This is a genomic window from Herbihabitans rhizosphaerae (genome assembly GCF_004216555.1).
In the GTDB taxonomy this organism is placed as follows: Bacteria; Actinomycetota; Actinomycetes; order Mycobacteriales; family Pseudonocardiaceae; genus Herbihabitans; species Herbihabitans rhizosphaerae.
In genome coordinates, this window is sequence record NZ_SGWQ01000001.1 from 762,105 (window position 1) to 782,357 (window position 20,253).

Annotated in this window: 22 protein-coding genes and 1 tRNA gene; 9 read left to right on the forward strand and 14 right to left on the reverse strand. The window is 68.7% G+C overall.

What is annotated here, in order from left to right; translation table 11 throughout:
• Positions 1-49: 49 nt before the first annotated feature.
• Positions 50-1,033 carry an AAA family ATPase gene (locus tag EV193_RS03865; protein WP_130342517.1) on the reverse strand — a complete coding sequence of 328 codons (984 nt, stop codon included), beginning with the start codon at positions 1,031-1,033 and terminating at the stop codon, positions 50-52.
• A 348-nt stretch (positions 1,034-1,381) separates the two neighbouring features.
• The gene (locus EV193_RS33100) at positions 1,382-1,549 is read right to left on the reverse strand and encodes a hypothetical protein (protein WP_165401210.1); all 168 of its coding nucleotides are present in this window, start codon (positions 1,547-1,549) and stop codon (positions 1,382-1,384) included.
• 321 nt (positions 1,550-1,870) lie between these two features.
• On the opposite strand from EV193_RS33100, the gene EV193_RS03870 reads away from it, so the two are divergent.
• Entirely contained in the window at positions 1,871-3,037 is a 1,167-nt protein-coding gene (locus tag EV193_RS03870) for a tyrosine-type recombinase/integrase (RefSeq protein WP_165401211.1), read from the forward strand.
• Positions 3,038-3,492: 455 nt separating this feature from the next.
• Here the strand turns inward: EV193_RS03870 and EV193_RS03875 are convergent.
• The 3 genes from EV193_RS03875 to EV193_RS03885 form a co-directional block, all read right to left on the reverse strand.
• A tRNA-Lys gene (locus tag EV193_RS03875) sits at positions 3,493-3,568 on the reverse strand.
• A gap of 50 nt (positions 3,569-3,618) precedes the next feature.
• Entirely contained in the window at positions 3,619-4,083 is a 465-nt protein-coding gene (locus EV193_RS03880; RefSeq protein ID WP_130342519.1) for a DUF6328 family protein, read from the reverse strand.
• Complete coding sequence (locus EV193_RS03885; RefSeq protein WP_242613116.1) at positions 4,080-5,009, reverse strand: DMT family transporter; 930 nt, start codon at positions 5,007-5,009, stop codon at positions 4,080-4,082. Before EV193_RS03885 ends, EV193_RS03880 begins: the two co-directional genes overlap by 4 nt.
• Before the next feature lie 70 nt (positions 5,010-5,079).
• On the opposite strand from EV193_RS03885, the gene EV193_RS03890 reads away from it, so the two are divergent.
• Positions 5,080-5,586, forward strand: a complete 507-nt coding sequence (locus tag EV193_RS03890; protein WP_130342521.1) for a GNAT family N-acetyltransferase — start codon at positions 5,080-5,082, stop codon at positions 5,584-5,586.
• Between the two features lie 53 nt (positions 5,587-5,639).
• Here the strand turns inward: EV193_RS03890 and EV193_RS33635 are convergent, their stop codons facing one another.
• The 5 genes from EV193_RS33635 to EV193_RS03910 all read right to left on the reverse strand — a co-directional run bounded on the left by EV193_RS33635 (position 5,640) and on the right by EV193_RS03910 (position 8,425).
• Positions 5,640-5,894, reverse strand: coding sequence for a hypothetical protein (locus EV193_RS33635; protein ID WP_207222478.1), 255 nt, complete (start codon positions 5,892-5,894; stop codon positions 5,640-5,642).
• 109 nt (positions 5,895-6,003) lie between these two features.
• Positions 6,004-6,249, reverse strand: a complete 246-nt coding sequence (locus EV193_RS33640; protein ID WP_207222479.1) for a hypothetical protein — start codon at positions 6,247-6,249, stop codon at positions 6,004-6,006.
• 11 nt (positions 6,250-6,260) lie between these two features.
• Positions 6,261-6,686, reverse strand: a complete 426-nt coding sequence (locus tag EV193_RS03900; protein ID WP_242613117.1) for a hypothetical protein — start codon at positions 6,684-6,686, stop codon at positions 6,261-6,263.
• 271 nt (positions 6,687-6,957) lie between these two features.
• The gene (locus EV193_RS03905) at positions 6,958-7,575 is read right to left on the reverse strand and encodes a class F sortase (protein ID WP_242613118.1); all 618 of its coding nucleotides are present in this window, start codon (positions 7,573-7,575) and stop codon (positions 6,958-6,960) included.
• A gap of 1 nt (position 7,576) precedes the next feature.
• Positions 7,577-8,425: a hypothetical protein gene (locus tag EV193_RS03910; RefSeq protein WP_130342523.1), complete on the reverse strand. Its 849-nt coding sequence runs from the start codon at positions 8,423-8,425 to the stop codon at positions 7,577-7,579.
• A 212-nt stretch (positions 8,426-8,637) separates the two neighbouring features.
• On the opposite strand from EV193_RS03910, the gene EV193_RS03915 reads away from it, so the two are divergent.
• The 7 genes from EV193_RS03915 to phoU all read left to right on the forward strand — a co-directional run bounded on the left by EV193_RS03915 (position 8,638) and on the right by phoU (position 15,358).
• Positions 8,638-8,853, forward strand: coding sequence for a hypothetical protein (locus tag EV193_RS03915; RefSeq protein ID WP_130342524.1), 216 nt, complete (start codon positions 8,638-8,640; stop codon positions 8,851-8,853).
• Complete coding sequence (locus tag EV193_RS03920) at positions 8,850-9,227, forward strand: HicB family toxin-antitoxin system (RefSeq protein WP_130342525.1); 378 nt, start codon at positions 8,850-8,852, stop codon at positions 9,225-9,227. Before EV193_RS03915 ends, EV193_RS03920 begins: the two co-directional genes overlap by 4 nt.
• Positions 9,228-9,279: 52 nt before the next feature.
• A complete protein-coding gene (dusB, locus tag EV193_RS03925; RefSeq protein WP_207222480.1) occupies positions 9,280-10,419 on the forward strand; it encodes a tRNA dihydrouridine synthase DusB in 1,140 nt (379 codons plus the stop codon).
• On the forward strand, positions 10,409-10,885 hold the full coding sequence (locus tag EV193_RS03930; RefSeq protein ID WP_242613119.1) for a hypothetical protein: 477 nt from the start codon (positions 10,409-10,411) through the stop codon (positions 10,883-10,885). Before dusB ends, EV193_RS03930 begins: the two co-directional genes overlap by 11 nt.
• Positions 10,886-11,039: 154 nt before the next feature.
• Positions 11,040-11,984, forward strand: a complete 945-nt coding sequence (locus tag EV193_RS03935) for a GGDEF domain-containing protein (RefSeq protein WP_242613120.1) — start codon at positions 11,040-11,042, stop codon at positions 11,982-11,984.
• A gap of 219 nt (positions 11,985-12,203) precedes the next feature.
• Positions 12,204-14,600, forward strand: coding sequence for an LCP family protein (locus EV193_RS03940; protein ID WP_130342527.1), 2,397 nt, complete (start codon positions 12,204-12,206; stop codon positions 14,598-14,600).
• Between the two features lie 92 nt (positions 14,601-14,692).
• The gene (phoU, locus tag EV193_RS03945; RefSeq protein ID WP_130342528.1) at positions 14,693-15,358 is read left to right on the forward strand and encodes a phosphate signaling complex protein PhoU; all 666 of its coding nucleotides are present in this window, start codon (positions 14,693-14,695) and stop codon (positions 15,356-15,358) included.
• A 294-nt stretch (positions 15,359-15,652) separates the two neighbouring features.
• Here phoU and EV193_RS03950 read toward each other — a convergent pair whose 3' ends face one another.
• The 4 genes from EV193_RS03950 to EV193_RS03965 form a co-directional block, all read right to left on the reverse strand.
• Positions 15,653-16,363: an ESX secretion-associated protein EspG gene (locus EV193_RS03950; RefSeq protein ID WP_130342529.1), complete on the reverse strand. Its 711-nt coding sequence runs from the start codon at positions 16,361-16,363 to the stop codon at positions 15,653-15,655.
• Entirely contained in the window at positions 16,360-17,862 is a 1,503-nt protein-coding gene (locus EV193_RS03955; RefSeq protein WP_130342530.1) for a PPE domain-containing protein, read from the reverse strand. The genes EV193_RS03950 and EV193_RS03955 overlap by 4 nt, the downstream gene beginning before the upstream one ends.
• Before the next feature lie 103 nt (positions 17,863-17,965).
• Positions 17,966-18,745, reverse strand: coding sequence for an ESX secretion-associated protein EspG (locus EV193_RS03960; protein ID WP_130342531.1), 780 nt, complete (start codon positions 18,743-18,745; stop codon positions 17,966-17,968).
• A complete protein-coding gene (locus EV193_RS03965) occupies positions 18,745-20,253 on the reverse strand; it encodes a WXG100 family type VII secretion target (protein ID WP_130342532.1) in 1,509 nt (502 codons plus the stop codon). The genes EV193_RS03960 and EV193_RS03965 overlap by 1 nt, the downstream gene beginning before the upstream one ends.

Consider the following 20,253-nt stretch of genomic DNA (forward strand, 5'->3'; position numbering starts at 1 on the left):
GATGAACAGATGGGGGCGATTGCGAGGTTCTGGCATGACGTTCCGCGGGTCAGCCGAGCAGGTGCTGGCGCCGCTCCTGCAGCGCTGCACAAAGGCTCGTCGTGGTGACCCGGCCGTCGTCGACCAGGATCGCTGCCTTGGCCGCCAGATCCGCGGCGATGGTGATCTCGCCGTGGCTGAGACCGTCGGCAGCCGCGTCGATCTTCGACCAGCTCAGCCGGTCGATGGGGACGTTGGCCAAGCGGGTCCGGATCACGTCGCGCACGACCTCGCCGGCGGGCAGTGGATAGTCGATCACCGCGTCGAACCGGCGGAACATCGCCCGATCAAGTAGTTGCGGGTGGTTGGTTGTGGCCACCAGCAGACTGTCCGAGGTATCGACTTCAAGGAATTGCAGAAACGAGTTCAGCACCCGCCGGATCTCGCCCACGTCGTTGCCGGCGCCGCGATCGCCCGCGAGGGCGTCGACCTCGTCGAACAGGTAGACGCCGCGGGTCTCCGACAACGCGTCGAAGATCAGCCGCAACTTCGCGGCTGTCTCCCCCATGAACTTGGTGATAAGCCCGTCGAGCCGGATCATGAAAAGGGGGAGCCGCAGCTCGCCGGCCAGTACATGTGCCGACATGGTCTTGCCGGTTCCCGGGGGGCCGGTCAGCAGCAACCGCCGCAGAGGTTGGAATCCGTGTGACCGGAGGCGGTCACTTTGTCGTTGCTCCAGCAGCACACGTTCGAGGCGTTGCCGAACGCTCTCGTCGAGCGCGAGGTCGGCGAGGAGGTTCTGTGGGTAGGTGACCGTCAGCAGCTGTGCCAGTTCGCCGCGCGGCTGGACCACCGGGACCGGACGCGTTGCCGCCGAGTTGCGGCCTTGCTGCGTCCGCAGCGTGTCGACAAGGTCCCGCATATCCTGGGCGAACCGGTTCTGTCCTTGCCGCGCCGCACCGGCAGCGACCTGCAGGGCCACAGAGTAGAAGCGAGTGTCGTCCCCTTCCGCATGGCTCTTAACCATGGCTTTTACCTGGTCAGCCGTGGCCACGACCTCACCTCCCCTCCGCGAGTAAGCACTGTATTCGACCATAGTGCTCCCGACCGACCACGCAGCCCAGCAATTGTTCCAATGCGTGATTGGCCATCACCAGATCAGCAGAGGCCGTACGCAGCGACCGACCGGGGTACTGCAGTCAGAGCGGGCTCTAGCCTCGGCACCGTTCGAGCCGGTTTCACGACCAATGCCGACGCTGGAAACGCCGCGAACCGTTACGGGTTGGGGCCGCTAACTTGTGTGAAGAAGATGGTCGCCATGTAGAAGCGTTACTCGTCCCGCCCGGGGTCCGTGAGAAGGCGCTGCGCCTGGCTTAAACCACCTCGACGAGTGCCCCTCCTCCTACGCTGCAGCACCCCCTTCGCCGGTCAGCTTCAGCTCGCCGGCCTTCGCGCGGTCCATCAACTGCTCCACGAGCTGCTCATCCAGGCCAGCCAGGCTGGCCTCGGGTTCCACGCTCTCAGCGTCTTCCACGCCGGACATCATGACGGTCATCAGGTGCACTTCCATGATCGGGAGTCACCGCTCGTCTTACAGACCCTGACTCAGCGATGGGAGGACGCGCGCTCCGGCATGCCGTCCGGCTCGGACGGGTTCACAGTTCGATTGTCCCAGAGTTGTTCGAGAGTGAGGTGCGGCATGTCGGCGAAGGGTGTGTTCAAGCGGTGCGGGTGCCGATGCCCGGCGACGGGGAGGCAACTGGGTGCGCGTTGTCGCCGATTGGATGAACCGCAGCATGGGTCATGGTGGTTCGCGGTCGAAGGCCCCCGAGCTGCGGGCGGGTCTCGTACACGAGTGCGTCGCGGCGGTTACACCTCGGAGAAGGCCGCGATGACTGCCCGGGACCAGGTCGCAGCGACGGCCAAAGGCATCGGGCTGACTACCGGTCACTGGCTGGAGTACTGGATCCGCAACGTCCGGCTACGTCCAAGTACGCGCCGGAACTACCGGCAGCATGTCGTCACGTATCTGATCCCGCAGTTGGGTGATCTGCCTTTGGTGACGCTCGGCGTGAGCGATGCGCAGAAGGCGTTTACCGCGATCGCGGCCGGGGACGGTTCCCGGTATGGACGGCTGGCGCCGTCAACAGTGGCGCGGGTTCATGCGACGTTGAGTTCCGCGCTGAGGGCTGCGGTGGAGGAAGGACTGCTGGCGCACAACCCAGCACGAGGCCGGGAGATCGACCTCCCGGAAGCCGTGAGACCGCGGCCGTATGTGTGGACCGAAGAGCGGGTAGCGCGCTGGCGGGCAACCGGATGGCGTCCGGGACCAGTGTGCGTGTGGACGAGAGAGCAGACGATGGAGTTCCTCAACGCTATCGCCGGGCACAAGCGCTACCTGTATTACCACCTCGTGGCCCTCACCGGCCTGCGCCGCAGCGAAGCCGCCGCCTTGCGCGAGGTCGACGTGGATCTGCGGAACAAGGAACTGTTCGTCATCACCAGGCCGGACCCCGGCGAGCAGGTAGACGGTGACGGGAAGCTGAAGAGCCGATGCAGCACACGGACCATCGCTCTCGACCATGTCACTGTCGGCTTGGTACGGCGCTACCTCACGGCTCGAGCCGGGCTCCCCGCAGGACCAGGAGGAGAGCGGTACCTGTTCACCACTCCTACGGGGATGCCATGCCGACACGACCTGTTCACCCACGAGTTCGAGGACCTGCTGGCCGAACGCACCCAGCTGCCGCCGATCCGGCTGCACGATCTCCGCCACGGCGCGGCCTCACTGTCCCTGGCCGCCGGCAACGACCTCAAGAGCATTCAGGAGATGCTCGGACACGCCTCGGTGTCTTTCACCGCCGACTACTACGTCTCGCTCTACCCCAGCACCCGCCACCAGGCCGCGGAGAAGATCGGCGCGTCCCTGTTCGCCGCACCATCCGGCCGCGTGCACCGGACCCTGCTCCCGCTCCACTGCCGACACATAGCGGGTAGTGCCACACGGTGCCCACACAGGCCGACAACTACCGCGAAACCTGAGCCCGCGGACCATTAGTCCGCGGGTGTGCGGCATCGCGATGCCTCGTGCGTGCGCTTGACCTGGGAATATGGTGTCAGGGCGGGCTCAGGAGCGGGCACCGGTGTCTCCATATGGGCTCCGTTGCTCGCGTCGTGCTCAAAATGGCGTTATCAATCCGACGCAAGCACTGCCTCGGACTCACGATCGGACACACAAACGTCACACCGGGGACCGCCGAGTCAGGACAGAACGACAGCGGGCCAGCTACCCCCGCTGAGGTCCACTTTCCCAGCAACAGCAACAAAAAGACCCGCCGCTGTCGAATCTCGGAGCCGTTCACCTCAGCGTGAGCAGCCCCCAGTACCAACCTATTTCGTCACGGCCGCCGATCATCATGCCCGTGCTTGGCCACACAACCGGCCACACGTGACCCAACGGACTTACTCGAAGATCATCAGCTGTCCTGTTTTCGCAGGTCAGAAGCATGATCGTGGTGGGCCGCCTGGGGCTCGAACCCAGAACCTACGGATTAAAAGTCCGCAGCTCTACCAATTGAGCTAACGGCCCGACGGGGCGAGTGTAGCGGGCGGCCAATGTGACGGCGGATGCTCGGGCGATCAGGGCGAGCCCTCGCCGTTGTCTCGCCTGGCCCGGAAGGGAAGTACGAACCAGAGGGTCACGAATCCGACTGCGGTCACCGCCGCCACCGCGACGGCGAACCCGGTGCCCAGCGCGACATCGGTCAACAACAGCACCGTGCCGGTCATGGCGGCGGCGAGACAGGCCATACCCCACATGGCCAGCGTGTTCGCCACGCGCAGGATCACCGGCCGCTGGCCCTGCCGGAACAGCATCCGGTGCCACGCGGCCGGCGCGGTCAGCAGCGCGACGGCCGCCACCGAGAACAACACGGTGACCAGGTGCACACCACGCTGGAAATCGTCGGCCCTGGTGTACACCTCGGTGAACGCCACGGCGAGCAGGAAACCGAACAGGATCTGCACGCCTGCCTGGGCCACACGCAACTCCTGCAATAACTCCGCGACGTTGCGTGTGAGCCGTTGTTCCTCAGTCTCGGTCAACCGACCTCCACCAGCTTCTCGATCACCACGGGGTTCCTCCGAACCCGCTCGTGCAAACCAAGCGCCGTCACCGAGATCAACACGATCGCGAAACCGAGCCACTGCGTGCCGGTCAGCTTCGTACCCAGCGCGGTCACCCCGATCAGCGCGGCGGTCAGCGGGAAGGCCAACTCGGCGAGGGTGGCACGCGCGGCCGGTGTCGCGCGCAAGCCGATGTAGTACAGGCTCAGCGCGAGCAGCCCGGGGATGAGCGCCAGCAGCACCAGTCCGAGCGCGTTGCCCCAGCCGACCGCGATCGGATTCCCTTGCACCGTAACGATGATCGCCGCCGCGGGGAGCCCGACCGCGAACCGCAGCACGGTCGTGTCCCTCGGTGACACGGTCCGCGACAGGTACCGCCCGAGCACCGTACCGGCCGCCCACAGCGCCGCCGCGCCGATCGCCAGCATCGCCGTCTGCAACGCGGAAACCTTGATCTGCAACGGATCCTTGAACGCCAGCAGCCACGCGCCGGCCAGCGCGGGCAACGCGAACAGCAGATACCCGGACCGGATCCGCTCGCCGAGCAGCAGCAGCGCGGCGAGCACCACGAACACCGGCTGCAGCTTCTGCAGCACCAGCGGCGTGATCGGGTCGCCGGTGCGGAAGGCCGCGGTGAACAACGCCGTGGCCACCGCGGAGCTGCCCACGCCGATCACCAGCACCGCGAGCTTCTCCCGGACGCCGCACCGGCGGAACGCGTTGATCGCGGCGGGCAGCCACGGGATCAGCAGCACGACGACGATCAAGTGCTCCCAGAACACGACGGTCGCCGCGGGAAGCGCGTCGGCGAGCGGTTTGCGCAGCAGTCCGTCGGTGCCCCAGAAGGCCGCGGCGAGCGCGACGAGCCAGGTGCGGTCCGCGGTGCGCGGCGAGGATTCGGTCACGGCGACAACCGTAATCGGCGCGCGGGAAATGTCGCCGAAAATGTCAGGGCTCTGCGGCAGAGTGGTCCACATGACGAGCACCGCACCGGTGCTGCTCGAGCCGTGGACGGACGCCGACCTCGGCTTGGAGCGGCTGTTCAACACCCCGGAGATGACCGCGCACAACGGCGGGCCGCGGCCAGACGAGGAGATCGTCGCGCGGCACCACCGCTACCTCGCGTTACCCGCCGACGGCGAGGGCCAGATCTTCCGCGTGCACCTGCCCGGTGAGCCGGAGCCGGTCGGCAGCATCGGCTACTGGACCAAGGAGTGGCGCGGCGAGCCGGTCTACGAGATGGGCTGGATGGTGCTGCCCGGTCACCAGGGCCGCGGCATCGCGACGGCGGCGACCGTCGCGGCGGCCGAACACGCCCGCGTCGCCGGGAAACACCGGTCCGCGCACGCGTTCCCACCGGTCGCGAACACCGCGTCCAACGCGATCTGCCGCAAGGCCGGCTTCAAGCTGGTCGAGGAGTGCGAGTTCGAGTACCCGAAGGGAAACTTCTTACGCTGCAACGATTGGCGCCTGTTCCTGTGAACGCATGCGCGGGCCGGGCGCCCCACCCCGGACGCCCGGCCCGCCGTGCGTAGTCAGCCGCAGTGCTCGGCCTTCTCCTGCTCGGTCATCGCAGCGGTCTTCTGCGTGATGTCACCTGTGGAATCCGGCTCCGGCCCCTCAGCGGTGAAGTCCAGGTACCAGATGTAGTGGCCGTAGAACGGGTCCGGGAAATGCATCTCGTACTTCCCGCTGACCTTCTGCAGCTTCGGCGCGCGTTCGACCCAGCCCTTCTCGTTGGGCCGGATGTCGACGTTGGTGGCCTGCCCTCGGTGTGCGACGACTCCCACGTGTGCTGATAGGAGGTCTCGATCGACACCTTGAACACCTTCGAGAAGCCGTACTCGGCGGACAGTGACACCCCGAAGCTGTTCGACTCGGTGGTGGTGTCGGACCAGTTCACGGTGCTGCGCTGCAGATCCTGGGTGCAGTTGTAGGCGGCCTCACCGACCTGGTGGCCCTCCCCGGTGTGGTGCTCCGGCGGACCGGACGGAACATGCACTTGTCCGTGCCGTTGTCGCACTTGTCGAGCAGTTCCCGCGCGGTCGGCTTGTCCTCGTCGGCACCGCTGACGCCTGGCGCGATCAGCAACGCTCCGGTCGCGGCCAGCACGGCCGGTCCGATGGTGAGAATCCTCTTGTTCATCGCCGGCCTCCTCAGCTGAACCCGATTGACTGGGTGCGGTTGTCCATGACGGACCCGATGTTCGGCGTGTTCTCGTCGAACGGGCCGTCCCGGTCGCCGTTCAGATCGGGTTCTGGATACAGCCACAACCAGCAGTTGCCCCACGGCTGCACGGACGAGATCTTGTTCTTCCAGTCGTCGGTGAGGTCCAACTGGTAGTTGATCACGCCGTCCTTCTCGCAGAGCCCGGCGCCGTAAATGGTGAGCGAGTCGCCCCGGTAGTCGACGCCGTCGTAAACGGTGCCCTGGATGACACCGTCGGACGCCGTGCGATTCGCCGCGCCCCGCGCACCCGCGATGGCCTCCGCGAGAGAGCCGAAGCACTGCTCCGCTCCACCGCGGACATCCAGCGTGCAGTGCCTGCCCGTGTCGTTCGTCGGAGCGGCCGACGCGGTCACGGTGCCCGCGAATCCCAGCGCGACCGCTCCGACAAGGACCCCGACTGTCCGACTGATCTTCCTCCTCGCCATCTCACTGCCTTCCGTCATCGGATGTGACGAGCGGTGACGATAGGAGTGCGATTCCAATCAAATCAACATCAGACCAACGAAACGGAGGCGTGTAACGTGGTTTTGATTGCGTTTTGACTGGTCGACGGTTCTTTAAACATTCTTCACAGTTTCCCCAGACCGGCCTAGAACCATCGTCGCGTTTCGGACACGGGTCCGATCAGGCGAGCTTCGCGTAGACGATGACGTTGTCCTTGTAGCTGTGCACGGCCTTGTCGAACACGCCGCCGCAGGTGATCAGGCGCAACTCCGGGTCGGTCGTCTGGCCGTAGACCGCGTCCTCCGGCAGCTTCTCCTTGGGCACCTGCTGGGTCCGGTGCACGACGAAGCGCAGCGTCTTGCCGTCCTTGCGGTCCACCAGGATCTCGTCGCCGACGGCCAACTCCTTGAGCCGGTAGAAGATCCCCGGCTTCTGGTTGCCGTCGACGTGCCCGAGCAGGATCGCCGGTCCGGGGTCGCCCGGCACCTGGCTGAACTTGTACCAGGCCGCCTGCATGGGCGTCTCGACCGGCGGGACCTCGATGCCCCTCGACTTGGTCAGCCCGACCTCGACGAGCGATGACTCCGCCTTGATCTTGGGGATCCGCACGGTCGCCGGCTTCGGCCGGCCGTCGGCGACGTTCGCCACCGATGGCGTGGCCGCGGTGGTGGTGGCCGCAGGGCTACTCGACTGGCCGACGGGCGCACTCGGCGTGTCGCTCGACCCGCATCCGGACAGCAGCGCGATGGAGAACGCGGCGGCCGCGAGAAAGCGGCCGCCACGTTGGTACGAGTTCACGTCAGCGGACCTCGTGCGCGGTCGCGCCGCCGCCGGTCTCGATCTTGCCGCTGGGCCGGATGACGACCTTGCGCCGCACGTCGTCCGGGGTCGGGGCGGGACGGTCCACGACCGGCGCGCCGGTCACCTCGAACGTCGCGGTCAGCTGCTCCTTGCCGCAGTTGGCCGTCACCGTGTGCTTGCCGGGAGTGGCGTTGTCCTTGACGAACCCGCCGATCGCCCACACCTGGTCCTCGTGGAACCGGGACTCCTCAACGAAGTCGATCACGTCGGAGGAGAACATGCCGCCCTGGCCCTGTGCGCAGAACACCGCGACGGCGATCACGTCACCGCGCGCGACCTTGACCGGGTCGACGATGATCTCGCTCTTGTCGGGCACCTCGCCGCCGAGCTTCGAGTCGGCGATCTCGATGGCCTGGCCGGCGGTGGTCGCCGCGCGGTCGGACCGCGACAGGGCCTGGAGCGCCTTGATGCGCAGCTCGTGATTCTGCTGCGGCGGGACGTTGTCCGGCCAGTTGTCCAGCGCCTTCTGCAGCTCGGCGTGGAACGCGGCGGCGTCCTTCTTGACCTTCTCCGCAGCTTCCTTGGCGCTCTTGGCCTGGGCCGGGTTCGACGCGTTCTGCGCCGCCTTCAGCGCGGCGTTGGCGTCGGACTCGAGTTTGTTGCTGCGCTCGGTGTACTTCGCCACCCGCTCCGCGAGCTCCTTGGCCGGGTCCTCGGCCGGCTTGGAGGTCGTGGTCGGCGGCGTCGTGGTCGACGGCTGCTCGGCGACCGCGACCGGAGCGGCGGCCACCGCGATCGCGGCACTGACCAGGACGGCATTGCGCAGCAGTCTCAAGGACTTTCTCAAAACTTCTCCCCTGTGCAGTCGGAATCGCGGGCGCGCCGGATCTTCCGGCCGCACCGCCTGATCTCGTTGTCTCCCAAGGGGCCTGATCAATTACATGATCTGGATCACAGCCGTCAGCACGGCAACCTTGGCCGACACCGACGTTCACACGATCGAAGCAACTGTCTAGTCCGCGATTGACGGTTGCGTCTAGCTGTGGCTAGACATAGCCTGTGAAGAGGCGGCAAGTCATCAAGAAGATCGCGGCTGCGGCCAAGGACCGCGAGGTGGAGTGGATCTTGGCCCGGGAAGGCGCCAGGCACACCGTCTATACCTTGAACGGTGTGCTGGTACCCATCCCACGCCACAGCGAACTGGGCGAGACTTTCGCGGTCGAGATCTTCAAGGAGTGCGAGGGCGTTCTGGGGAAGGGATGGTGGAAGAAGTGAAGACCTACCACGCTGAAGTCACTCGCGACGGAAAGTTCTGGCTCATCCGAGTCCGCGAGATCAATCGATCCACCCAGGCCCTTCGGTACAAGGACGTCGAAGCCATGGCGAGCGACCTCGTCGAGATCATGGAAGGCCTGCGTGGCGACGAGTACAACCTCCACCTCGAGGTCCAGCTGCCGAGTTCGGTAACGGATCATCAGGCGCGTGCTGAGGTCCTGCGAGAGGAAGCGCAGCGCAAGCAAGCGGAGGCGGCCGCGGAAAGCCGGGCCGCGGTGCACGAACTCCTTGCCCTTGGGCTTTCTCAGCGCGAAGCAGGTGAGCTACTCGGTGTGTCGTTTCAGCGGGTCAGCCAGTTGGCGAAGTCGTCCTGAACCAGCCCTCTCACTTGTGTCAAGCGTCACCAGCGACAATGGTTGCGTGACAATGTCCGGCAGCACGCGGAGTCTGCGGATCGGGCCTTACCGGGTCGATCCGGCGGTCGTGCTCGCGCCGATGGCGGGAATCACCAACATCGCGTTTCGGCAGCTGTGCCGCGAGTTCGGGAGCTCCACCTCGTTGTACGTGTGCGAGATGATCACCGCGCGGGCCGTGGTCGAGCGGGACGCCAAGACCATGCACATGATCAGCTTCGCGGACGGCGAGCACCCGCGATCGCTCCAGTTGTACGGCGTCGACCCGGCCACCATGGCCGAAGCCACCAAGATCGTGCTCGGCGAGGGCATGGCCGACCACATCGACACCAACTGGGGCTGCCCGGTCGCCAAGGTCACCCGCAAGGGCGGCGGCGCGGCGCTTCCGTTCAAGCGCAAGCTGTTCGGCAACATCATCGCCGCCACGGTGGCCGCCGCCGAACCCTTCAAAGCTCCGGTAACCGCGAAGTTCCGGGTCGGCATCGACGACGAGCACCACACCTACCTCGACGCCGGCCGTATCGCCGAAACCGAAGGGGCACAAGCGATCGCGCTGCACGCGCGCACCGCGGCACAGCGCTACTCCGGGCAGGCCGACTGGTCGCGCATCCGCCGTCTCAAAGAGACGGTGACCACGATCCCGGTGCTGGGCAACGGCGACATCTTCACCGCCGGCGACGTCGTGCGCATGATCGAGGAGACCGGCTGCGACGGCGTGGTCGTCGGCCGCGGCTGCCTCGGCCGACCGTGGCTGTTCGGCGAACTCGAAGCCGCGCTGCGCGGCAAGCCGATCCCCGAACCGCCAACACTCGGCAAGGTCGCCGCCATCCTGCGCCGCCACGCCACCCTCCTGATCGAACACGACGGCCCCCACAAGGCCATGCGTGACCTGCGCAAACACATGGCGTGGTACTTCATGGGCTTCCCACTCGGCGGCGATCTGCGCCGCGCGTTCGCCATGGTGGAGAGCCTCGCCGAACTGGACGACCTGATCGGCCAGCTCGACCACGACGCACCGTTCCCCGAGGAGGCCACCGGGCCGCGCGGCCGACAGGGCTCGCCAGGCAAGGTCACGCTCCCCGAAGGCTGGCTGAACGACCCCGACGACGCGTCCGTGCCGCACGGCGCCGACCTCATGCACAGTGGCGGCTGACCGCAAACCCCTTGGCGCGCAACGATTCGCGCGCGCCATCGTGATCGCCGCGGCACTCGCGGCGGCCGGTTGTTCGAGCACACCGGACGCGCCGGCGGACCCGGTCGGCGACGCGGATCGCGCGCTCGTGCGCGGGTACTTCGAGCGCCTCAACGCCGCCGGGGCGGCCGGACCGGCACCGCAGGCCGAATTCCTGCGCACCACCCAGCATCCCGACTTCACCAGCCGCCTGTGCGAACTCGGCGCGCTGACCGTCGCGATGGAGCCGGCCCTGTCGACGCTGCGACCCGACCCGCGCTGGCGGCCGGACGGCACGGCGGCCCCGCCACGCGGACGGGTGTACGTGCTCGGCGTTCGGGTAACCGTACGGCGTAATGGCACTGCGGTCGGTGAGCAAGTCGGCTCGCAACGCGTCGTGGTGACGAACGACACCGCATACGGGTTTTCCCCGTGCCTCAACCGGTGACGGGACGACTACGGGTAGCACGGCCATCAGCACGAACTGTGCATATCACCGTGTTGGAGCAGTGCTGGTTACACCAGACGAGGGAAATTCGCCTCTCGGAGTGGCTAAGGGCTCAAGAGACGCGTCCGAGCGGACGACATGAGAGGTGTAGGAGGTGAACGCCGTGGTGGTTCTGGGACGCGAGATGACCGGTCCCGACCCTGCGGCGCGCGAAGAGCCGCTGACCTACCGCGGTGACTACGCCGAGGACTACACCCGTCCGGACGACTTCGGCCAACCGGAGCGGACCGAGCGCCTGCACCCTGCCCCTCGGCACGCCGACACCGCCAACCTCGTCCAACTGCACGAGTCGATCGCGACCCTGCTCGCCTCGCGCGGCCAGTGGCGGCAGGCCTACCAGCACCTGCGTTCCGCACTCGACCTGGTGTGCGCCGACCGCACCGAGCCGCCGCAGATCCCCGAGCAGTTCCGCCGCGAGGTCGACCGGCTGCGGCGCGAGCACGCCGAGGCCCGCGAGCAGAGCATGCGCGACAGCCTCACCGCCAGCTACAACCGCCGCTACCTCGACCAGCGCCTGGTCGCGCTGCTCACCGAGCAGGACGTGCCGTCCAACGGGCTGGCGCTCGCGCTGGTCGACCTGGACTGGTTCAAGCAGGTCAACGACACCTTCGGCCACCTGATCGGCGACCGGGTGCTGCAGCGCGTCGTGGAGCTGCTGCAGGACGGTCTGCCCGACGGCGCGTTCTGCGCGCGCTACGGCGGCGAGGAGTTCGTCCTCGTGCTGCCCGGCATCGACAAGGACACCGCCATCGCGGTCGCCGAGGCCGCGCGCGGCAGGGTCGAGCGGCACACCTGGTCGCAGGTCGCCCCCGAACTGCACGTGACCGTGAGCATCGGCCTGGCGCACGAGCCGCCCGTCGAGGCGCGGCATCAGCGCGCACACCCGGAGCAACAGCTCCGCGAGGCCGACGGGCTGCTGTACACGGCCAAGCAGTCCGGACGAAACGCCGTGGCCTATCTGGACGGCAGCCGGCCGATGCTCGCCGGCGCGGCCGCGGCCCGGCGCGCGATCGTGCCGCCGCACATCACAACCCCCTAATTCCCGAGTTAGCCCGATCGGCGTAGGCTGCTGCATCCATCTGCGCACCGTGAGTAGGCAATAACCCGGACGCCGTCGTCATGGGTGACAACCGCCCGTACTATCGCCTGCACAAAGTCACACCCTGAGTCGACAACCTTTCGGACGGTCGACGGCGTATCACAGGCGAGCCGCGAAACGATCACGATCACGGCGACACGAAGCTTGGAAGGAGACCGGGTGCCCGACGAGTACCGCCCGCGCGGCGCCGGTCCCCGAGGAGACCTTCCCGCCAACGAGCACGCCCCTGGTCAGGAACCCCGTCGCCGCCGTTCGGCCGACGAGCCCGGACGGGTCAGTGTTTCCGATCTCGTGCGCAAGCACACCGGTGTCACCCCGCCCGGCGCGCGCCGGCAGCAGCCGCCGCCACCCCCGTCCCGGTCCCAGCCGCGGCCACCCGCGGCCGCACCGAACCAGCCGCCGCGCCAGGACGGCCGGCCCGCGCCGCCCGCGTCACGCGCGCCGGCCCGGGGCAAACCGCCGCACGACGGCCAGCCACCGCGCAAGCAGCCGCCGCCCGGGCGTCAGCCCTCTGGCCGCCAGCCCACCGGGCGCCAGCCGTCCGGCCCGCGTGCCGTGCCGCTGCCGGCCGCCCGCGCGCCACAGGACGGCAGACCGGCACCGCAGGACAGCGGCCCGCGGCAGGCGCCACAGACCAGTGGACCCCGCAAAGCGCCGCCCCAGGGAAAGCCGCAGGGAAGTGGACCCCGCAAGGCACCGCCCCAAGGAAAGCCACAGAGCAGTGGTCCGCGCCCGGCTCCTGGCACCCCGCCGCTGGCCGACCGGCTGAACCCGGCCGCGCCGCCCTCGCGACGGCGCAAGACCGCCCCACCACCACCTCCCGGCAATACCGACTCGAAGGAACTCACCTCCGAGTTGGAGCCGGTCGGCGACGACGTGCGCAAGCGCCGCCGGGTCGACGAGACGCTGGCCCGGTTCTCCGCGGCGCACGACGAGTTCGAGGACGAGCAGCGACGCAAGCGCGAGCGGCGCGCGCCAGTCCCAAGTGGACCGTCCACAAAGGACGATGAGAAACCCGAAACTCGCTTGCAGGAGAAGAAGTCCCGCAAACGGGAACGCACGAAGCTGGCCGGCAAGACGCTCGCCGCGATCATCGCGGCGGTGGTGTTCCTGGCCACCGGACTGGCCTGGGGTTTCAAGTCCTGGGTGGACGACAAGTTCCGCCAGGTGTCCGCGCTGGACGAGAACTCCTCGGCCATCCAGAACGCCGAAGGCCAGCGCGGCGACGAGAACTTCCTGATCGTCGGGTCGGACACCCGGGCGGGCGCGGAGGCCGGCGAGGGCGTCGGCAGCGAGTCACAGATCGCCGGCGCACGCTCGGACACCGTGATGATCGCGCACGTGCCGGCCAACCGGGAGCGCGTGGTGATGGTGTCCTTCCCGCGCGACCTCGAGGTGAACCGTCCGGAGTGCGAGCGCTTCGACCACAAGGCGGCCAACTACACCAGCGAGAAGCTGCCGGCCAAAGGCCCGGTGAAGCTGAACTCGGTGTACCAGCTCGGCGGCCCGCGTTGCGTCACCAAGGTGACCCAGGAGCTGTCCGGCCTGCGGATCAACCACTTCGTCGGCATCGACTTCCACGGCTTCAAGGACATGGTGGACGCCGTGCGAGGTGTGGACGTGTGCGTCGAACGTCCGCTCAAGGACGGAAAGCTCGGTCTGATCGTGCCGGAGAAGGGCAAGGCGGTCACGCTCACCGGCGACCAGGCGCTGAACTTCGTGCGGGCGCGGGAAGTGATCGGCGACCCCACCTCGGACTACGGGCGCATCAAGCGGCAGCAGCGGTTCCTGTCCGCGCTGCTGCGCAAGTCGATGTCGTCGAAGGTGCTGTTCGACATCGGCCAGCTGACCGCGTTCGTCAACGCGTTCGCCAAGTCCACGTTCGGCGACAACGTCGACACCGACCAGTTGCTCAAGCTCGGCCAGTCGCTGCAGGGGCTCGAGGCCGGCCGGGTCACCTTCGTCACCGTGCCGACCGTCGGCGAGTCCAACAGCCGCGGCAACGAGGTGCTCCGCGGGCCGGACACGCGCGCGCTGTTCGACGCGATCATCGGCGACACCCCACTGCCGGGTGAGGCGCGCGGCGGGACCGGCAACGGCCAGGCGGCACCACCGACGCCGGCACCGGCCGGGCACACCGGGCCGTCCGGCCACACCCCGACGCAGGACGAGCCGACGCGCGAGGACTACGCGCCGGCCGATCCTCGGCAGATCAAGCTGCAGGTACTCAACGGTGGCAATACCAGGGAGCGGATCGCCACCCGCACCGCTGACGAGTTGCGCAAGCACGGCTTTCAGGTGACACGGGTGGACAACTCGAACGAGCGGGTGCAGCGCACGACGATCCGGTACGGCCCGAACCAGTTGAACGCGGCGCGCACGCTGGCCGGCTCGGTGCCGAACGCGTTGCTGCAGGAGGATCAGTCGCTGGCCGGCACGCTGCAGTTGGTGCTGGGGCCGGAGTTCAACGGCGACATCGCGGCACCCAAGCCTGGGCAGGCCCCGCTGCCGGGCGACCTGTCCACGATCAACGGCGCGGACGTCTCCTGCTCGTAAGACCGTAAAGATCGCCCGTTGTCCCCCTGTGGTTCACACTAGGTTCACCGAACAATGCGGTACTCGAGTCGGCTCACCCGTAGGCTGTGCGCATGCGCGAGGCCTACCACGAACAGCTTGAAGAACTGGCCGATCAGCTGGCCGGAATGTGCGGAATGGCCGGCACGGCCATGGAACTCGCCACGAGGGCGTTGCTCGAGTCCGACCTCGCACTCGCCGAACAGGTGATCGGCGACGACTCGAAGATCGACGACGCCAGGGCATCCTGTGAGGAGCACGCGTACGCGCTGCTGGCCCTGCAGGCGCCGGTGGCCACCGACCTGCGCTCGGTGCTCGCCGCCATCCACGCCGCGGAGAGCCTTGAGCGGATGGGCGACCTCGCCCTGCACATCGCCAAGGCCGCCCGCCGCCGCCACCCGGAGCCGGTGCTGCCGGAGCAGGTGAAGGGCTACTTCGCGCAGATGGGCAAGCTGGCCCTGGAGCTGGCGCGCAAGGCGCAGCAGGCGATCGAGACGCAGGACGTCGCGCTCGCCAAGCAGCTCGAGGACGACGACGACGAGATGGACGACCTGCACCGGCACCTGTTCACGGTGATCATGGACAGGGACTGGCCGCACGGGGTCGCCGCCGCCGTCGACGTGACGCTGCTCGGCCGGTTCTACGAGCGGTTCGCCGACCACTCCGTGTCGGTCGCCAAGCGAGTCGTGTTCATCAAGACCGGCCAGCTGCCCGGCACCGAGACGCACGATGATGTTTAGCTCGGGCAAGGTCGCTCTGTCTTTTATCGAGGGCAGGGTCGCCTGGTTCGGCTTCGCCGAACGGGGTTGTGGTCTTTTGCTTGGGTGGCTGGGTGCCGAGTGTGGGTGGCTGGGTTTCGTGGGTGGTTCAGTCACGCCTCCTCCGAGACAGTGGGCTCGTTCCTCGCCCTCTGTCTCTCCGTCACCGTAAGGGCGACCGCCCTCGACAATGAGCTTCGACCTCAGCGTGGCTTTCGATCGGTGCGGTCAACGCACCCGGCTGCGTGAGATCGGTAGGTGCGGCGGGTATGTGAATCACCTGTCCCGCAACGAATCGAGCATGCCGTCGAGCTGGTGGCGCAGGCGTGCGCGGTCGGCCGGCGTGTAGGTGCCGGTGCCGTCCGGGTGCGGGCGCACCATGTAGCGGCCGGCGTCCGTGTCGAACCAGGTGAGGCCTGGCGCCCGGCGCTCGCGGGCCATCCGGTCGCGGGCCACGGTGACGAAGTAGCCGCCGCCGGTTCTGGGTCGCTCCAGCATGGTGCGCACGGCGTGTGCCGGGCCGTCGGCGAAGGTGTCGGGTCTCGGCTCGTCCGGGCGGCTGATCGTGACCGGCTGCCCCGGGCCGCCCGGCAGGTCCGGCAGCAGGCTCACCGCCGTGTACGCCAACGACTCCGGCGTGATCTCCTCGAACATCATGCCGCCGCCGTACTGGCTCACCAGCACGGCGTGCCGGCCGGACGCGGCGAGCCTGGCGAGGATCGTGCGCTCCCCCGCGGTGCCGACCACGACGACCGCGCGCTCAAAGGTGGCCAGCACCCGCAGCGCCTGCGCCACGTGCCGCTCCAGCGTGCCCTGCCTGGCGAGCCCGCGCTCCTCGAGTGCGGCCACCACCTGATAGCCGAGCTGCTGACGCTCGGCGACCAGCTCGCCGTGCGTGGGCAGTTGGAACGGGAACACGCGCAGGTTGACCGCGATCAGCTCGGCGAGGATGTCCGCTTCACGAAGGGACAGGTGGAAAGCGGTCATCCGCCGATCACCGGTGGTGCGGTGCGCTCGTCGGTGCCGAACACGCCGTGCGGGTCGGCCTCCACGAGGTAGGACGGCCGCTGGTGCTCGCTGTCCTCCTCACCCTGGCCGCGCCCGCCCATCGGGGCGCCCGCGGGGTGACCGCCGTGCCCGCCGCGCGCGCCACCGGCGATCCCGCCGCCCGCGCGCCCGGCCGCGCCGTGCTCCCCGCCAACGCCACTCGCACCGCGTGCGCCGGCGTTGTGGCCGCTGTTCGCGCCCTGACCGGCCGGTGATCCGGTCGGCCCGTAGCCGCGGCCGGTGCGCCCGTGATCGCCGTTCTGCCCGTACCCGGACGGCGGGCCGCCGATCGGCGGGCCGAATGGCGGCGTGTGCGCCTGCTGGGCGTGCTGCTGCGGAAGCTGGTACGAGGTCGGCCGCTGCTGACGCTGGTCGTCCGGGGTGACCGTCCAGGACGGGTCGGTCGTTCCTCGGTCCTGGTAGCCGCGCGGATCGGTGAGCCGGCCGTCGTCGATGGGTGGGCGGTACGGGTCGATGAGCCGGCGGTCGTCGCGCGATCTCGAATCGTCGGTGTCGCGGACGTCCGGCGTCTTCTCGATCCGTTTCCCGTCGCTGTCACCGTCGCCGGCGCGGGAATCCGTTGCGGGCTCACCGGTCTTGTCAAGCGGCTTGACCAGAACCTTGTCAGCGCCCGGCTTGTCGTGGCCGAACCACTCGTCGTTGAGCTCCTTGCGATCGCCGCCCTTGCTGCCGAACGTCGGCGGCTTGGCGAACGCGGGCATCGTCGTGCCGGCCAGCGAGCTGTCGTACTGCGCCATCACCCGCGCGGCTTCCTGGTGTGCCACTTGGGAAGCGGCGTGCGTGGCCAGGTGCTGCGCGTGCAGTGTCATGATCCGCATCGGGTGCTGCTCGGCGCGGACCTCGGCTGCCGCGGCGTTCGCGTCGAACGGCACCGGCGGCGGCATGGTGGCGCGCGCCGTGCTCGCCGCGTCCGCCTGCATGTTCATCTGCGTGCCGGTCAGGCCGGCGCCGTCACCGGCCCGGCCGACCCACTTGCCGACCGCCTCCAGGTAGTCGCGCGCCGCCTCGCCGGCGGTGCCCCGCCAGGACGTCCGGGACGCGGTGACCGCCCGCCCGACGTCCGCCTCGAAGTCGCGCATGGCCCTGCCGGTGGCGATCCAGTCGTCCCCGACCCCGACGATCTGCTCCGGGCTCACCCCGTCGATCCGGTTTCGCAGCTCGGGGTGCGGCACCGCCAGGTACACCGATTTCGGCACGGCCGGGGTGTCGCGCAGCGTCTGCCCGTCGGCCAGCGCGCGGGACTGGTCGGCCAGCGCCTGGTCGTACATCTGCTCGCGCTGGCCGATGTTGCGCACCTTGTTCAGCAGGTCGATCAGAAACCAGCCGTCGACGTCGTCCCGCTCGGCGGACCGCGCGGCGTCGTCGCGCATCTGCTCGCTGGTTTGAGCGGGTGGACTCCCGTGTCGGTCCTCGGCCATCGCTACCGCCCCACTCGTGCGTTCCGGTGCACCGGTTCGATGATGCCCTAGTCGGTGGGGTTCCCGATCGCGTACAGGTTCGGCCGTCCGGAGCAGTGCCAGGTCACGAGGTGCCGACGGTGTCCAGCAGCTCCTGCAGTTGCTGGGCCATCCGGTTCTTGTCGGCCGGCGAGTACGTGCCGCTGTCGCCGCCGTTCGGGCCGGCGTGCGCCTGCACGAGATACCGCCCGGCGTCGGTGTCGAACCAGGTCAGCCCGGGTGCCTGGGTCTCGCGGCCGAGCCGGTCGCGGGTGCTCACCACGAAGAAGCCGGCACCGATTCGCGGCCGGTCGAGCATCGCCTCGGCGGCGCGGCGGCGCGCGTCGGAGGAGTTGCTCGGCGCCTGCACCGCCTCGAAGAAGCCGCGATCCTCGTCGTCGACCGCACGGTGCTTCGGCTCCGGCGGCTCCTTGGCCACCGTCACCGACTGCCCGGGCCCCGGCTTGAGGTCCGGCAGCAGGTTGACCGCCGTGTGCACCAGCGACTCGGGCCGGATCGTCTCGAACTTGAGGTGCTGGTCCTCCATCTGGACGAGCACCGCCTGCTTGCCGGCCGCGGCCAGCCTGGCGAAGATCTTGCGCTCACCGGCGCTGCCGAGGACCGCGATGGCCCGGTCGTAGAAGTTGACCAGGCGGACCGCCTCGACGACCTCCGGGTCCAGCCGCCCGCCGCGCGCGAGGCCGCGCTTGTCCAGGTCGGTCATCACCGCGCCGCCGATGCGCTTGCGGTCCTCGATCAGCTCGCCGAACGAGGGGAACTGCAGGGGGTACAGCCGAAGGTTCACCTGGAGCATCTCGGAAACGATGTCCGCCGCCGCGAACGACAGCGAAAACGAGTTGATCATCAGCCGCCGATCACCGGCGGTGCGGTCTTCTCGTCCGTGCCGAACAGGGCGTCTGGGTCCGCCTCGACCAGGTACGTCGGCCGCTGGTGCTCCTGGTCCTCGTCACCCTGCGCACCGGCACCGCCCATCGGCATACCGCCCATGCCGCCACGTCCGGCACCGCCACCACGACCGCCGGCCACACCACCGGGACCGGCCATTCCGGCACCAGGCATACCGCCCGGCCGCGCGCCCGCGCCGGAACCGGGGCCGGCGGGGGAACCACCCGGGCCGAACCCGCGGTTGCCCGAGCCGCCCGGCCCGAAGCCGCGACCGCCTCGGCCTCGCTCGGAGTCGTCGCCGCCCATGCCGCCTGGGCCCATCGGCCCCATCATCGGCGGGGCGCCGGCGAGATTCTGGTTCTGGTTACCGCCGCCGATGTTCGGGCCGGTGTTGACATTCGGCGGGCCCGACGGGTTGTGCAACGACGGGTCGGTGGTGCCGGTGCCGCCGCTGCCGACCACCGGGCCGGGCTGGTTGCCGCCCACGTTCGGCGGCGGGTTGGTGCCGCTGCCACCGCCGCTACCGGTGCCGGGCGTGCCGGAGGAGGATCCACCGGGGCCACCGCGGTTGACCGTCGGCGCGCCGGTGCCGGAGCTGGTGGTGCTGGCCGTCCTGCCGGTGCTCTCCTTGCCACCGCCGCCGCTGAACAGGGCCGGCGGCTGGGTGAAGGCGGGCATCTTGGTGCCGCCGAGGGCGGAGTCGTACTGCGTCATCGTGGTCGCGGCCCTCTGGTGCGCCTCGACGTGCTTGTTGTAGGTGTCCAGTTCCTTGTAGTACACGTTCCACGCCTCGGCGGGCGGCGCGTTGCGGATGCGCGTGTTCGCCTCGTTGACGTCGTAGTGGATCGGCTCGGGCATGTTGGTCTTGGCCGTCTGCAGCGCGTCGGCCTGCGACTGCATCTGCGTGCCGGCGAGATTGGCCGCGGTGCCGGTCTTGCCCACCCAGGTGCCGATCTCGGCGAAGTACTGGCGGGCCTGGTTGCCCGCGGAGCCGCGCCAGCCGGTCTCGCTCTGCGTGATCGCGCTCTTCACGTCGGTCTGGAAGTCCACGAGCGCGTTGCCGGTGGTGATCCAGTTGTCGCCGGACTCGCGTACGGAGGACGGGTCGACGTTCTGGTTGATCCGCTGCTTGAGCTCCGGGTGCTGCACGGCCATGTAGTTGGACGCCGGCAGGCTCGGGGCGGGGCGGGTGGACTGCGCCTCGGCGGTGAGCTGCTGGTTCTGCCGGGCGAGCGACTCCTGCTGGCGCTGGCTGATCGACTTGTTCGCGCCGGGCTCGGTGCCGCCGCGGTCGAGCTTGAACGAGTTGCGCGCGCTCTCGTTCAGCTCGGTGCTGGTGGAGGCGTGCTCGCCCTCGACGATCGTGTAGTTGTTGCCCTGGCCGGCGTGCATGGTGTTCGGCGCGGGCGCGGCCGGGTTACCGGACTGGCCCGGGTTGTTCGCAGGCGGCGTGTTTCCCTCTGGCAT